We start from the raw sequence: 12,315 nt of genomic DNA, 5'->3' as shown, positions 1-12,315 counted from the left end.
TGCTTACCGGGCCTGTCGGGAAGTAGCGGTATCTGAAACAAACAGGCCGGGTAAGGCGAAACCGCCACCCGGCTTTTTTTTAGCGCTTATCGTCGGCCAGTAACGGCGGGATCGTCGGCACCTGTGGTGCGTCATCGATATCCTTCTGCGTCATGCGAAACGCTTGCGGATAATGATCGCGGTGGGTCCGGCGTAGCGGCTCCGTGTCACGCCAGGTATACAGACAATGCTGGCACTGATAGACAGTCCAGACCCCTTTCACCGGTGATGTTGCCATCACCTCAATATGCTCATCAGCACAACGTGGACATATCATCTTTTCCTCCTTATTGGCGTGCAGCCAGCATCGCAGTCAGTTTTTCGGCCCAGGCTTTGGTTTCAGGTAAATCCTGTACCGGCTGGCTGAAGTGGCCCCGGTTGTCGGGTGCAACAGGCGTGGTGGCATCAATAATCAGTTTGTCGGTAATGCCTGCCGGGCTGGAGCCCGGGTCCAGTTCAAGTACCGACATATTCGACAACTGCACCAGATCGCCCGCCGGGTTCACCTTCGAGGACAGCGCCCACATCACCTGCGGCAGGTTGAACGGGTCAACGTCTTCATCCACCATAATCACCATCTTCACGTAGCCCAGGCCGTGCGGCGTGGTCATAGCACGTAAGCCGACTGCGCGGGCAAAGCCACCGTAGCGTTTTTTGGTGGAGATAATCGCCAGCAAACCGTGGGTATACATGGCATTGACCGCCTGCACTTCCGGAAATTCTGCTTTCAGCTGCTGGTAGAGCGGTACACAGGTAGCCGGGCCCATCAGGTAGTCAATTTCGGTCCACGGCATGCCGAGGTAGAGGGATTCAAAAATAGGTTTTGTGCGGTAAGACACTTTATCAATACGCACCACCGTCATGTTACGGCCACCAGAGTAGTGCCCGGTAAACTCACCAAAGGGTCCTTCGATTTCGCGCTTGCGGCCTTCAATCACCCCTTCCAGAATGACTTCAGATCCCCACGGTACATCAAAGCCGGTCAGCGGTGCCGTCGCAATGGGATAGGGGCTTTCGCGCAGCGCACCGGCCATCTCATACTCAGATTGATCGTATTTCAGCGGCGTCGCGCCCATAAGTGTAATAATCGGATCATTGCCAAGCGTAATCGCGACCGGCAGATCTTCACCGCGCTCTTCCGCTTTATGCAGATGCAGGGCGATATCGTGCATCGGAACCGGTTGCAGACCCAGCTTGCGTTTTCCCTTCACTTCCATGCGATAGATACCGACGTTCTGCTTGCCGAAGTTATCCGCATCAAGCGGATCGCGCGAAACGACGCACGCTTTGTCGAGGTAAAAACCGCCGTCACCGTCGTTCAGACGGAACAGCGGCAGGATGTCGAAAAGGTTAATGTCTTCACCCTCCACCGTATTTTGAGCCCAGGCGGGATCTGCACGGCGCTCTGGCGTGACGGGGAATTTATCCCAGCGGCGAATAAACTCATCAATCTGTTTTTTGACGGGGGTGTTCGCGGGCAGTCCCATAGAAATGGCGTGATTCTGCCAGGAACCAATGGTGTTCATTACCACCCTGGCATCGGTAAACCCGCGAATATTATCGAACCACAGCGCCGGTGCGCCGTCGCCAATACGGCCTGTGGCATTGGCTGCCGCGGCCAGGTCCGGTTCTGCATTCACCTCTTCTTCAATTTTTAGCAGTTGCCCTTGCTCATCGAGCGCCTGCAGGAAGCTTCTCAAATCATCAAATGCCATCTTTATTCTCCTGTGAAAAATGTTTTGCTTCCCGCAACCCGTTCCAGCGGCGCGCTTTTTTGTGCTCCAGACCAAACTGGTCGAGCACGCGGGTCACAATGTGATGGGTGATATCGTCGGCGGTCTGCGGGTGGTTGTAATACGCGGGCATCGGCGGCACCATAGCCACGCCCATACGGGACAGTGCGAGCATATTCTCGAGATGAATGGTGCTGAGCGGGGTTTCACGAGGAACCAGCACCAGTTTGCGCCCCTCTTTCAGCACCACATCTGCCGCACGGCCCACCAGTCCTTCGGCGTAGCCTGCGCGAATGCCTGCCAGGGTTTTCATACTGCAGGGAATGACGATCATGCCGTCGGTGCGAAACGAGCCGGATGAGATAGTGGCAGCCTGATCGGCCGGGCTATGGACAACATCGGCCAGCGCAGCCACATCCTGTGCGGTGTAGGGTGTCTCCAGCTCAATGGTGGTTTTTGCCCATTTCGACATGACCAGATGGGTCTCCACCTCCGGCATGTCACGTAATGCCTGCAGCAACGCTACGCCCAGCGGCGCGCCCGTTGCGCCCGTCATTCCAACTATCAATCTCATTCAGCACCTCAATTAATTCGTTCGCATACGAACATGTTAGGTACGTTACTCCCGGATCCTGTTTCTGACAATATTGTTCGTACACGATCACATTAATTGCTAAAAATTGCCGCGTTAAAATCCTGGGCAAGAGCGGCTATCATAGGGAGAGAATTTTTCGTCGGAGTGTTCATGGAACTGAGACAAGAGGCGTTTCACCTGTTACGCCAGCTTTTTCAACAGCATACTGCCCGTTGGCAACATGCATTGCCGGAACTGACCAAACCGCAGTACGCGGTATTGCGGTCTATTGCCGAAAATCCGGGGATTGAGCAAGTTGCGCTGACAGAAGTGGCGGTCAGCACAAAGGCGACGCTCGCGGAGATGCTGAGCCGCATGGAGGCGCGTGGACTGGTAAAACGCGAGCACGATCCGGCGGACAAGCGCCGTCGTTTCGTCTTTCTGACGCCGGAAGGTGAAGCGCTGCTTGCCAGCTGTAAACCGCTCGGCAATGACGTGGATGAGGCGTTTTTAGGGCGGCTGAGCAACGACGAGCGGGCGCAATTCTCCGCACTCGTCAAAAAAATGATGCGCGACTAGTTAACCCGGGTGCGCATAAAATCGATAAAGGTGCGCACTTTCGCGGGCACATGCGGGGCATCGGGATAAACCGCATAGATGCCCTGCCGCGCAAAGGTATATTCCGGTAAAACCGACACCAGCGTGCCGTCATCAAGCGCATGGCGCACCAGCCACGCCGGCAACAGCGCCACACCGCATCCCGCGACCGCAAAGGCCATCAGCGCCTGAGCACTGTCCGCAAACAAACGCGGTGCTTTTTTAATTTCCAGCGTGGCGGGCTCACCGCAGGCATCGTTCACCTGCCAGCGCAGCGGCGAGGCTAAGCGCTCATGAATAATCCAGTCAGCTTTCGCCAGCTGTTCAAGCGATTCTACAGGATGGTTACGTAGCCAGCCGGGCGTCGCTACGGGGAAAATAGTGAACTCCGTTATCAATGCCGCGTGGTAGCGTGAATCTGCAAGGGTTCCCAGCCGGATGGCGACATCAAAGCGCTCTGAAATCAAATCGGCATGCAGTGAAGACGAAACGTGACGCACGCGAAGGTCCGGGTGTTGCTGGCTAAACTCAGCCAGTAACGGGACCACAACCTGCGAGCCGTACTCCGGTGTGGTGGTGATCCGCAACTCCCCCGTGAGACCTGCATGGTTTGCACGGACGTCGTCCTTCAGGCGTTCCGCGTCCTTTAAAAGCGCGACGCTCCGTTGATGGAAAAGCCTCCCTGCCTCGGTTAACGTCAGTCGACGGGTGGAACGCAGCAACAGGGTGACACCCAGTTCATCTTCCAGCTGGCGGATATTGAAGCTGACCACCGCTTTTGTCAGCCCCATTGCCTCTGCTGCGGCGGTGAAACTCCCGGTATCTGCGACGGCGACAAACATCGCGGTACGCTGCAAATTAATCATTGTCAGCCCTATTACTGTCAAAAATTTTTTGACAGTATATCGCGCTTTATAACGTTTATCCGTACCTCCCTGCCCGATACGATACGCCCCTCACTGGAGGTGCCGCCATGTCGTATCGCAGCAAAGTCGCCGTTGTCTATCTGCTGGGCTTTTTTCTTGATTTAATTAATATGTTTATCGCCAGCGTCGCTTTTCCGTCAATGGCTCAGGCGTTCAACGCCACGCCCTCATCGCTTGCCTGGGTCAGTAACGGCTATATTGCCGGTCTGACACTCGTCATCCCCTTCAGCACCCTGCTGACGCGCAGGCTCGGGCCGAAGCATGTCATTCTGCTTTCGCTTTTTCTCTTTAGCGCCGCTTCCGTTGCGGCAGGTTTGTCGTCCTCACTTGAGAGCCTGATTGCCTGGCGAGTGCTGCAGGGCATGGGAGGGGGTTTACTGATCCCGGTCGGACAGGCGCTGACCTGGCAACAGTTTAAACCCCATGAGCGTGCCAGGCTCTCCTCAGCGGTCATGCTGGTTGCATTGCTTGCGCCTGCATGCTCACCCGCCCTGGGGGGAGTGCTGGTTCAGGCACTCAGCTGGCGATGGATATTTTTTGCCACAACGCCTGTCGCCGCCGTGACGGTTTTCCTGGCCTGCGTGTGGCTTAAGAATGAGAGACCCCCCGTGAAAGCGAGCAGGCTGTTAAACCTGCCCCTGCTGGCCGACCCGCTGCTGCGTTTTTCCATGCTTGTCTATTTGTGCGTACCCGGCATGTTTATTGGGGTGAACGTCACGGGGATGTATTATCTTCAGAGCGAGGCGCACATGACACCTGCCGCAACGGGGATGCTGATGCTGCCATGGTCTCTGGCCTCGTTTATGGCGATCACCGCGACCGGACGTTATTTTAACCGCGTGGGTCCCCGGCCTCTCATTGTCGTGGGTTGCCTGTTACAGGCGCTGGGCGTTTTACTGCTGCTTAACGTCAGCCCGACTACCACAGTGTTGTTACCTGGCGTCGCGTTTACGTTAATGGGCGCGGGCGGCAGTCTTTGCAGCAGTACGGCGCAAAGCAGCGCATTTTTAACGACGGCGCGCGACGATATGCCTGACGCCAGCGCGCTATGGAATCTTAATCGTCAGATCAGTTTTTTTGCCGGGGCATTCCTGCTCTCGCAGGTGCTGAACCTGACACTGGCGTTTTTCACGCCGCTCGCCGCATGGCACTGGATGTTTAGTGTTGCTGCGACCATCACATTACTGCCCGTCGTGTACGTCTTTCGTCTTAACAACACGCAGGTGCTTTCAGAGGTGCAACAGGAGAAACCATGACCCATTTCGAACAGGACATTATCGACGTTCACGTTATGCTGGAGAACTGGTTGGGTAAGGGCGAAGGGGATGTTGACGCCCTGCTTGCCCACTTTCAGCCGGATTTTATGATGCTCACCCCAGGTGGCGTCCATTTTGACTATAACGCGCTTGTCGGTTTCCTGGACCTTCAGCGCGGCAGCCGTCCTGGTCTGGAAATTGTTCTTGATGAGATAACGACGCTACAGACGTGGGCCAACGGCGCAGTGCTTCACTACCGGGAAACGCAAACTCGCCCGGATCAGCCCGTCAATGTGCGCTGGTCAACCGCCGTGCTCAATCAGAAGGATGGCAAGATAACGTGGCGTTTGCTGCACGAAACGGCACAACCGTAACGCAAAAGAAAAAGGCCCGTCTCACGACGGGCCTTTTTTGATGAAAGATTGCTTATTCGCGGAACAGCGCTTCGATATTCAGACCTTGTCCCTGCAGGATTTCACGCAGGCGACGCAGACCTTCAACCTGAATCTGACGAACACGTTCACGGGTCAGGCCAATTTCGCGGCCGACGTCTTCCAGTGTTGCAGCTTCATACCCCAGTAAACCGAAACGACGTGCCAGCACTTCACGCTGTTTGGCGTTCAGTTCGAACAGCCATTTGACGATGCTCTGTTTCATGTCATCGTCCTGCGTGGTGTCTTCCGGACCGTTGTCTTTTTCATCGGCCAGGATGTCCAGCAGCGCTTTTTCGGAGTCGCCACCCAACGGGGTGTCAACGGAGGTAATGCGCTCGTTGAGACGCAGCATACGGCTTACGTCATCAACCGGTTTATCAAGTTGTTCGGCGATCTCTTCCGCGCTTGGCTCGTGGTCCAGTTTATGGGACAACTCGCGCGCAGTACGCAGATAGACGTTCAACTCTTTGACGATGTGAATCGGCAGGCGAATCGTACGGGTTTGGTTCATAATCGCCCGTTCGATGGTCTGACGAATCCACCAGGTCGCGTAGGTTGAGAAACGGAACCCGCGTTCCGGGTCAAACTTCTCAACTGCGCGGATGAGACCTAAGTTGCCCTCTTCAATCAGGTCCAGCAGAGCCAGACCTCGATTGCCGTAACGACGGGCAATTTTCACGACCAGACGCAAGTTACTTTCAATCATGCGACGGCGCGAGGCAACATCACCACGCAAAGCACGACGTGCGAAATAGACTTCTTCTTCGGCCGTTAACAGTGGGGAGTAACCAATCTCCCCAAGGTAAAGCTGAGTCGCGTCCAGTACACGCTGTGTGGCGCCCTGCGATAACAGCTCTTCTTCAGCCAAATCGTTATCACTGGGTTCCTCTTCTACTAAGGCTTTTTCATCAAAAGCCTCTGCTCCGTTCTCATCAAATTCCGCATCTTCATTTAAATCATGAACTTTCAGCGTATTCTGACTCATAAGGTGGCTCCTACCCGTGATCCCTGAACGAGACACCCTGGCTGGCATGCCCCGTCAACTTATCGCTGCGGCAAATACTGCAGCGGGTTTACGGATTTCCCCTTGTAACGAATTTCAAAATGCAAGCGTGTAGAACTGGTGCCGGTGCTACCCATGGTAGCGATTTTTTGCCCCGCCTTAACTTCTTGTTGTTCCCGGACCAGCATTGTGTCGTTATGGGCGTAGGCACTCAGGTAATCATCGTTATGTTTGATGATAATAAGATTACCGTAACCGCGCAGAGCGTTACCGGCATATACAACACGACCGTCTGCGGTCGCGATAATAGCCTGTCCCTTATTCCCTGCGATATCGATCCCTTTATTTCCTCCCTCGGAGGAAGAGAAGTTTTCGATAACCTTGCCGTCAGTTGGCCAGCGCCATGCAGAAATTGGCGAACTGGAGGTCATACTGCTGGCAGTCGGTTCAGTAGAGCTAACCACAGGTGCCGTAGTCGGTGCTGTGACAACAGTCGCAGTCCCTTTATTATTCGGCAACATTTTGTTAGCAGTCTGATCACCTGAATCCTCAGAATACGTAATTACCGGTTGTGAAGCAACCACCGTGGTGGATTTTTGTGCAGGCTTAACGCTGTTATTTTGCGCAGTGACATCGGCCGCTGAAACGGTGTTGCCAGGCGTGAGCGGCGTACCCGTCGCATTGCCCACCTGGAGCGTCTGGCCGACTTCCAGACCATACGGGGCCTGGACGTTATTACGCTGCGCCAGGTCACGGAAATCGTTCCCGGTGATCCACGCAATATAGAACAGCGTGTCGCCGCGTTTTACGGTATAGGTGCTCCCACCGGTATAGCTACCTTTCGGAATGTTCCCATACTGGCGGTTATACACTATGCGGCCATTTTGAGTCTGCACAGGGTGTTCCACTGGCTGAACTTGTGTTGGCTGCGTAACAGGAGGCTGCATTGGCTGAATGGGCGGATTTTGTTGTGCCGCAGCAGTGCCCATTTTAGGCGGAGGCGTGATCAACATTCCGCTGGACGTGTTACCCGAGCTGCTGGATCCCCCCACGGAACTGACGGGCGCAGGTGCATTATTAGAACTTGTACAGCCTGCCAGCCAGAGCGAAACCAGTGATAATGCCGCAACACGGCTGATGGTGAATTTAGGGCTTCCCGCGCTCATTTATCCCCCAGGAATGTGTTAACTACCAGTGACTTAAAATTTACCGTGATGACACGAATCTTTCGCGCCACACCATACGCTGAATTTGCCTTAATAACCCTGGATAATTCTGAGTCTCAGGCCAACTCCCCCTTTACCAGAGGAACAAAGCGCACGGCTTCCACGGTATCGATAATAAACTCGCCGCCACGCCGACGAACGCGCTTCAGGAGTTGTTGCTCGTCCCCGACAGGCAGAACAAGAATGCCGCCTTCATCCAGCTGCGATAACAGAGCAGCGGGAATTTCAGGTGGAGCAGCCGTCACGATGATCGCGTCAAACGGGGCGCGTGCCTGCCAACCCTGCCATCCATCACCGTGTCGTGTCGAAACGTTATGTAAATCAAGTTGTTTCAGGCGACGACGCGCCTGCCACTGCAAACCTTTAATACGCTCAACGGAGCAAACATGATGCACCAGATGCGCCAGGATCGCGGTTTGGTACCCCGACCCGGTGCCAATTTCCAGCACGCGCGAATGGGGCGTGAGCTCCAGCAGCTCCGTCATACGCGCCACCATGTAAGGCTGTGAAATCGTCTGACCCTGCCCGATAGGCAGCGCCACGTTTTCCCACGCTTTGTGTTCAAACGCCTCGTCTACAAATTTCTCACGCGGCACCTGGGCGAGCGCGTCGAGCACATGCTCGTCGCGGATCCCCTGAGCGCGTAGCTGTTCCAGAAGAGTTTGTACACGTTTGCTTACCATTGCGCGTTCACTCCTGCGCGATCCAGCCAACCCGACACCACATCATGCGCACTATACGCGGTTAAATCTACATGCAGCGGCGTAACCGAGACATATCCTTCATCAACGGCGGCAAAGTCGGTATCCGGTCCGGCGTCACACTTGTCGCCAGGAGGACCAATCCAGTAAAGCGTATTGCCACGCGGATCCTGCTGCGGGATCACCTGGTCAGCCGGGTGTCGGCTTCCGCAACGCGTTACGCGAATGCCTTTGATTTCACTCAGCGGCAGATCCGGCACGTTAATATTGAGGATGCGCCCGGTACGCAGCGGCTCGCGATTGAGCGCCCGCAGGAGAGAACAGGTCACCGCTGCCGCCGTGTCGTAGTGCGTGTGGCCGTTTAACGAAACGGCCAGTGCAGGGAACCCCAGATGGCGCCCTTCCATGGCGGCGGCCACGGTTCCGGAGTAAATCACATCGTCGCCAAGATTGGGCCCGGCGTTAATACCGGAGACGACGATGTCCGGGCGCGGGCGCATCAGCGCGTTCACGCCCAGAAAAACGCAGTCGGTCGGCGTGCCCATCTGGACGGCGATATCACCATTTTCAAAGGTAAAGGTGCGAAGCGACGACTCCAGCGTCAGAGAGTTAGACGCTCCACTGCGGTTACGATCGGGTGCCACGACCTGCACTTCCGCAAATTCGCGAAGGTGTTTCGCCAGGGTCTGTATACCCGGCGCATGGATCCCGTCATCGTTACTCAGCAATATTCGCATAATCACCCGACGTGTTGATAAGTTCCCTGACAACACTGGTGGCAAAGCTACCTGCCGGCAGCCAGAAGCGTAACTCGACGGTTACGTCGTCCCACCAGTTCCAGCTCAACTGTTGCGGATAGAGCAGCATCGCACGGCGTGCCGCCTCGACTTTTTCCCGCACCAGCAGTGTTTGTAATGCCTGCATATCAGCGACGGCAGACTGCTCAGCAGCCAGCGCATCGCCCTGCGTACCCCAGTCGCCCGTGCCGGGCAAGGCTGCGGTAATCATCAGCGTTTGAGTATCCACGCGCGACTGCACATCGGCCATTTCTTCAGCCGTTGCCACAAACCAGCTCCCGCGTCCCGCTAATTGTAGCGCATCGCCGACAACAACTTGATTCGCGTCCGGTTTTTTCAGCCGTTCGCTCACAATCTGATTAAACAACGCACTGCGGGCCGCCGACAACCAAAAACTGCGTTTATTCCTGTCGCGAACCGGGGCATCGCTTTGCGCCCAGCGCAGTGCGCCGAGCAGGTTGCTGCCGCCGATACCAAAGCGCTGTGCGCCAAAATAGTTTGGTACGCCGCACGCATTGATAGCGTTCAGGCGTTTTTCCACATCGTCACGGTCCGAAATCTCACGCAGTACCAGCGTAAAATGGTTGCCCTTCAACGCGCCCAGACGCAGTTTGCGCTTATGGCGTGCGTATTCCAGTACCTTACAGCCCTCAAGCTCAAATTTGCTTAAATCAGGCATCGTATTACCCGGCACGCGTGCGCAGAGCCACTGTTCGGTGACGGCGTGTTTATCTTTCTGCCCGGCAAAGCTCACTTCGCGGGCATGAATTTTGAGGAATTTTGCCAGCGCATCGGCCACAAAACGGGTATTGCAGCCATTTTTCAGAATGCGTACCAGGATATGTTCGCCTTCGCCATCCGGCGCGAATCCCAGGTCTTCCACCACAACAAAATCTTCAGGGCTGGCTTTCAGCAGCCCGTTCCCCTGCGGTTTACCGTGCAGCCAGGTCAGGTTGTCGAAGTCCGTCATTGGCTTGCCTTCACCAGCAGCGCCACGGCCTCACAGGCAATCCCTTCACCACGACCGGTAAAGCCCAGTTTCTCTGTCGTCGTCGCTTTGACGTTAACATCATCCATGTGGCAACCCAGATCTTCTGCAATGAACACGCGCATCTGCGGGATATGCGGCAGCATTTTGGGGGCCTGGGCAATGATCGTCACATCCACGTTGCCGAGGGTGTAGCCTTTCGCCTGAATACGACGCCAGGCTTCACGCAGCAGCGCACGGCTGTCCGCGCCTTTGAAGGCCGGGTCAGTGTCCGGGAACAGCTTACCGATATCGCCCAGTGCCGCAGCACCCAGCAATGCATCGGTCAGGGCATGTAATGCTACGTCGCCATCAGAATGCGCAAGCAGCCCTTTTTCATAAGGAATGCGTACGCCGCCAATGATAATTGGGCCTTCTCCGCCAAAGGCGTGTACATCAAAACCGTGTCCAATTCGCATTATGCCTTCTCCTGATGGGTCGAACGGGTAAGATAAAATTCCGCGAGCTGTAAATCTTCCGGACGCGTCACTTTTATATTATCAGCGCGTCCTTCAACCAGCTCAGGATGGAAACCGCAATACTCCAGCGCCGAGGCTTCGTCCGTGATGGTCGCACCTTCTTTAAGCGCACGCGTTAAGCAGTCGTGAAGTAATTCGCGGGGGAAAAATTGGGGGGTCAGCGCGTGCCATAAATCGACGCGCTCAACGGTGTGCGCGATAGCCTGCTTGCCCGGCTCAGCGCGCTTCATGGTGTCGCGTACAGGGGCGGCAAGAATACCGCCTACCCGGCTGGTTTCGCTAAGCGCCAGCAGGCGCGCAAGGTCATCCTGATGCAGGCACGGACGGGCAGCGTCATGGACCAGAACCCATGGTGCCTCACCGGCGGCCTGAATGCCCGCCAGCACGGAATCGGCACGCTCGGCGCCGCCGTCAACAACGGTAATCTGCGGATGATTTGCCAGCGGTAACTGCGCGAAACGCGCATCACCCGGGCTGATAGCGATAATCACGCGCGTCACCCGCGGATGCGCCAGCAGCGCCGCCACGGAATGTTCGAGGATCGTTTTATCGCCAATAGAGAGGTATTGCTTGGGACATTCTGTCTGCATGCGCCGGCCAAAACCCGCAGCCGGCACCACGGCGCATACGTCCGAAAAAGTTACTGCCATGTCGTAATCCTGGGCCTGATTATCGATTGTTTTGTGCTGAGCCCTGATTGCGTTTAGACGCATCCGGAACCAGACGATAAAAAGTTTCGCCCGGCTTAGTCATACTGAGTTCATTGCGTGCGCGTTCCTCAATCGCCTCTTGCCCGCCATTGAGGTCATCAATTTCAGCAAAGAGTTGATCGTTTCGCGCCTTAAGTTTGGCGTTTGTTGCCTGCTGAGCCGCGACGTCATCGCTTACCCGGCTATAGTCGTGCAGTCCGTTTTTACCGAACCACAGCGAATATTGCAGCCAGATCAGCAAAGCCAGCAACAGCAGCGTTAGTTTACCCATCCTGCCCCCTGAAAAACGGCATCATCATCCCAAAACGCCCCCAGATCTTTTTGCCGGGGTAACAGAGATGCCGCAACATCGCGGGCAAATGTACCACATTTTTTCCGCAGAATCGCCTTGCTCAATATCGTCACACAGTTGTTTACGGTTTGAATTATGGCTGAAGTTAGCCCATGAGCCACAAAAATAACAGACCAAACATCAGAACCACCGTCACAATCGTGACCACGGTACTGTAAAGAAGTTTGCCATTAAGCAGCGAGTGCAGCGCAATACCGACGACAACCGCCACAGGCATCAGCGCCAGGAAGAAAGGCCAGGTATAGAGAAAGAAGAACAGCGTATTACCGCCGTAGATAAGAAAAGGGATGCCCAGGGCCAACAACCACGAGACGAAGCCGACTATGGCCCCAGGAAAGGACCAGGTCGTCTCGTCGTCGGTCGCTAACGGCTCCGACCCGGTGGTAATAATGTAGTTCTCACTGTTGCGCATAGCTGATCCTGTGACCGTGACTCATCGTTCGGGAAGACAGCTCCCGAAC

Annotated in this window: 16 protein-coding genes; 3 read left to right on the top strand and 13 right to left on the bottom strand. The window is 55.5% G+C overall.

Features of this window, described 5'->3' with window-relative positions; all coding sequences use genetic code 11:
• Positions 1 to 79: 79 nt before the first annotated feature.
• Genes AM410_RS12155 through AM410_RS12145 form a run of 3 tightly spaced genes read right to left on the bottom strand, consistent with a single transcriptional unit; the run spans position 80 to position 2,346 of the window.
• Entirely contained in the window at positions 80 to 316 is a 237-nt protein-coding gene (locus AM410_RS12155) for a non-oxidative hydroxyarylic acid decarboxylases subunit D (protein ID WP_014171381.1), read from the bottom strand.
• 10 nt (positions 317 to 326) lie between these two features.
• Positions 327 to 1,754, bottom strand: coding sequence for a non-oxidative hydroxyarylic acid decarboxylases subunit C (locus AM410_RS12150; protein ID WP_025203369.1), 1,428 nt, complete (start codon positions 1,752 to 1,754; stop codon positions 327 to 329).
• A complete protein-coding gene (locus AM410_RS12145) occupies positions 1,744 to 2,346 on the bottom strand; it encodes a non-oxidative hydroxyarylic acid decarboxylases subunit B (protein WP_014171383.1) in 603 nt (200 codons plus the stop codon). Before AM410_RS12145 ends, AM410_RS12150 begins: the two co-directional genes overlap by 11 nt.
• Positions 2,347 to 2,517: 171 nt before the next feature.
• Here AM410_RS12145 and AM410_RS12140 point away from each other — a divergent pair, with 171 nt between their 5' ends.
• A complete protein-coding gene (locus AM410_RS12140; protein ID WP_020883824.1) occupies positions 2,518 to 2,925 on the top strand; it encodes a MarR family winged helix-turn-helix transcriptional regulator in 408 nt (135 codons plus the stop codon).
• Here the strand turns inward: AM410_RS12140 and AM410_RS12135 are convergent.
• Positions 2,922 to 3,809, bottom strand: coding sequence for a LysR family transcriptional regulator (locus AM410_RS12135; protein ID WP_108647871.1), 888 nt, complete (start codon positions 3,807 to 3,809; stop codon positions 2,922 to 2,924). The two genes, AM410_RS12140 and AM410_RS12135, sit on opposite strands and share 4 nt — an antisense overlap.
• Before the next feature lie 107 nt (positions 3,810 to 3,916).
• Between AM410_RS12135 and AM410_RS12130 the strand changes: the two genes are divergently transcribed.
• Entirely contained in the window at positions 3,917 to 5,125 is a 1,209-nt protein-coding gene (locus AM410_RS12130; protein ID WP_108647870.1) for an MFS transporter, read from the top strand.
• The gene (locus AM410_RS12125) at positions 5,122 to 5,499 is read left to right on the top strand and encodes a DUF4440 domain-containing protein (protein ID WP_014171387.1); all 378 of its coding nucleotides are present in this window, start codon (positions 5,122 to 5,124) and stop codon (positions 5,497 to 5,499) included. The genes AM410_RS12130 and AM410_RS12125 overlap by 4 nt, the downstream gene beginning before the upstream one ends.
• Before the next feature lie 52 nt (positions 5,500 to 5,551).
• Here the strand turns inward: AM410_RS12125 and rpoS are convergent, their stop codons facing one another.
• From rpoS to AM410_RS12080, 9 genes are all read right to left on the bottom strand, one after another.
• Positions 5,552 to 6,544, bottom strand: a complete 993-nt coding sequence (gene rpoS / locus AM410_RS12120; protein ID WP_013098493.1) for an RNA polymerase sigma factor RpoS — start codon at positions 6,542 to 6,544, stop codon at positions 5,552 to 5,554.
• A gap of 59 nt (positions 6,545 to 6,603) precedes the next feature.
• Complete coding sequence (gene nlpD, locus AM410_RS12115) at positions 6,604 to 7,728, bottom strand: murein hydrolase activator NlpD (protein ID WP_020883821.1); 1,125 nt, start codon at positions 7,726 to 7,728, stop codon at positions 6,604 to 6,606.
• A gap of 116 nt (positions 7,729 to 7,844) precedes the next feature.
• Entirely contained in the window at positions 7,845 to 8,471 is a 627-nt protein-coding gene (locus AM410_RS12110; RefSeq protein WP_020883820.1) for a protein-L-isoaspartate(D-aspartate) O-methyltransferase, read from the bottom strand.
• Positions 8,465 to 9,226 carry a 5'/3'-nucleotidase SurE gene (gene surE / locus AM410_RS12105; RefSeq protein ID WP_020883819.1) on the bottom strand — a complete coding sequence of 254 codons (762 nt, stop codon included), beginning with the start codon at positions 9,224 to 9,226 and terminating at the stop codon, positions 8,465 to 8,467. The genes AM410_RS12110 and surE overlap by 7 nt, the downstream gene beginning before the upstream one ends.
• Positions 9,207 to 10,256 (bottom strand): tRNA pseudouridine(13) synthase TruD, encoded by a 1,050-nt coding sequence (truD, locus tag AM410_RS12100; protein WP_014171393.1) that lies wholly within the window; start codon positions 10,254 to 10,256, stop codon positions 9,207 to 9,209. The genes surE and truD overlap by 20 nt, the downstream gene beginning before the upstream one ends.
• The gene (gene ispF / locus AM410_RS12095; RefSeq protein ID WP_014171394.1) at positions 10,253 to 10,732 is read right to left on the bottom strand and encodes a 2-C-methyl-D-erythritol 2,4-cyclodiphosphate synthase; all 480 of its coding nucleotides are present in this window, start codon (positions 10,730 to 10,732) and stop codon (positions 10,253 to 10,255) included. Before ispF ends, truD begins: the two co-directional genes overlap by 4 nt.
• Complete coding sequence (ispD, locus tag AM410_RS12090) at positions 10,732 to 11,442, bottom strand: 2-C-methyl-D-erythritol 4-phosphate cytidylyltransferase (protein ID WP_040018909.1); 711 nt, start codon at positions 11,440 to 11,442, stop codon at positions 10,732 to 10,734. Before ispD ends, ispF begins: the two co-directional genes overlap by 1 nt.
• 19 nt (positions 11,443 to 11,461) lie before the next feature.
• Complete coding sequence (ftsB, locus tag AM410_RS12085; protein WP_008499609.1) at positions 11,462 to 11,773, bottom strand: cell division protein FtsB; 312 nt, start codon at positions 11,771 to 11,773, stop codon at positions 11,462 to 11,464.
• 166 nt (positions 11,774 to 11,939) lie between these two features.
• Positions 11,940 to 12,266 (bottom strand): DUF3561 family protein, encoded by a 327-nt coding sequence (locus AM410_RS12080; protein WP_014171396.1) that lies wholly within the window; start codon positions 12,264 to 12,266, stop codon positions 11,940 to 11,942.
• Positions 12,267 to 12,315 lie beyond the last annotated feature (49 nt).

Origin of the sequence: Enterobacter cloacae complex sp. FDA-CDC-AR_0164, from assembly GCF_003071645.1 — a bacterium.
Classification (GTDB): Bacteria; Pseudomonadota; Gammaproteobacteria; order Enterobacterales; family Enterobacteriaceae; genus Enterobacter; species Enterobacter ludwigii.
The sequence above is the reverse complement of the archived record's forward strand: the minus strand, read 5'-3'. Positions and strand labels throughout refer to the sequence as shown.

Bases quoted from the DNA above. Each gene is read 5' to 3' on its own strand.
- AM410_RS12155 (WP_014171381.1), bottom strand. From the start codon at position 316: ATGATATGTCCACGTTGTGCTGATGAGCATATTGAGGTGATGGCAACA.
- AM410_RS12150 (WP_025203369.1), bottom strand. From the start codon at position 1,754: ATGGCATTTGATGATTTGAGAAGCTTCCTGCAGGCGCTCGATGAGCAA.
- AM410_RS12145 (WP_014171383.1), bottom strand. From the start codon at position 2,346: ATGAGATTGATAGTTGGAATGACGGGCGCAACGGGCGCGCCGCTGGGC.
- AM410_RS12140 (WP_020883824.1), top strand. From the start codon at position 2,518: ATGGAACTGAGACAAGAGGCGTTTCACCTGTTACGCCAGCTTTTTCAA.
- AM410_RS12135 (WP_108647871.1), bottom strand. From the start codon at position 3,809: ATGATTAATTTGCAGCGTACCGCGATGTTTGTCGCCGTCGCAGATACC.
- AM410_RS12130 (WP_108647870.1), top strand. From the start codon at position 3,917: ATGTCGTATCGCAGCAAAGTCGCCGTTGTCTATCTGCTGGGCTTTTTT.
- AM410_RS12125 (WP_014171387.1), top strand. From the start codon at position 5,122: ATGACCCATTTCGAACAGGACATTATCGACGTTCACGTTATGCTGGAG.
- rpoS (WP_013098493.1), bottom strand. From the start codon at position 6,544: ATGAGTCAGAATACGCTGAAAGTTCATGATTTAAATGAAGATGCGGAA.
- nlpD (WP_020883821.1), bottom strand. From the start codon at position 7,728: ATGAGCGCGGGAAGCCCTAAATTCACCATCAGCCGTGTTGCGGCATTA.
- AM410_RS12110 (WP_020883820.1), bottom strand. From the start codon at position 8,471: ATGGTAAGCAAACGTGTACAAACTCTTCTGGAACAGCTACGCGCTCAG.
- surE (WP_020883819.1), bottom strand. From the start codon at position 9,226: ATGCGAATATTGCTGAGTAACGATGACGGGATCCATGCGCCGGGTATA.
- truD (WP_014171393.1), bottom strand. From the start codon at position 10,256: ATGACGGACTTCGACAACCTGACCTGGCTGCACGGTAAACCGCAGGGG.
- ispF (WP_014171394.1), bottom strand. From the start codon at position 10,732: ATGCGAATTGGACACGGTTTTGATGTACACGCCTTTGGCGGAGAAGGC.
- ispD (WP_040018909.1), bottom strand. From the start codon at position 11,442: ATGGCAGTAACTTTTTCGGACGTATGCGCCGTGGTGCCGGCTGCGGGT.
- ftsB (WP_008499609.1), bottom strand. From the start codon at position 11,773: ATGGGTAAACTAACGCTGCTGTTGCTGGCTTTGCTGATCTGGCTGCAA.
- AM410_RS12080 (WP_014171396.1), bottom strand. From the start codon at position 12,266: ATGCGCAACAGTGAGAACTACATTATTACCACCGGGTCGGAGCCGTTA.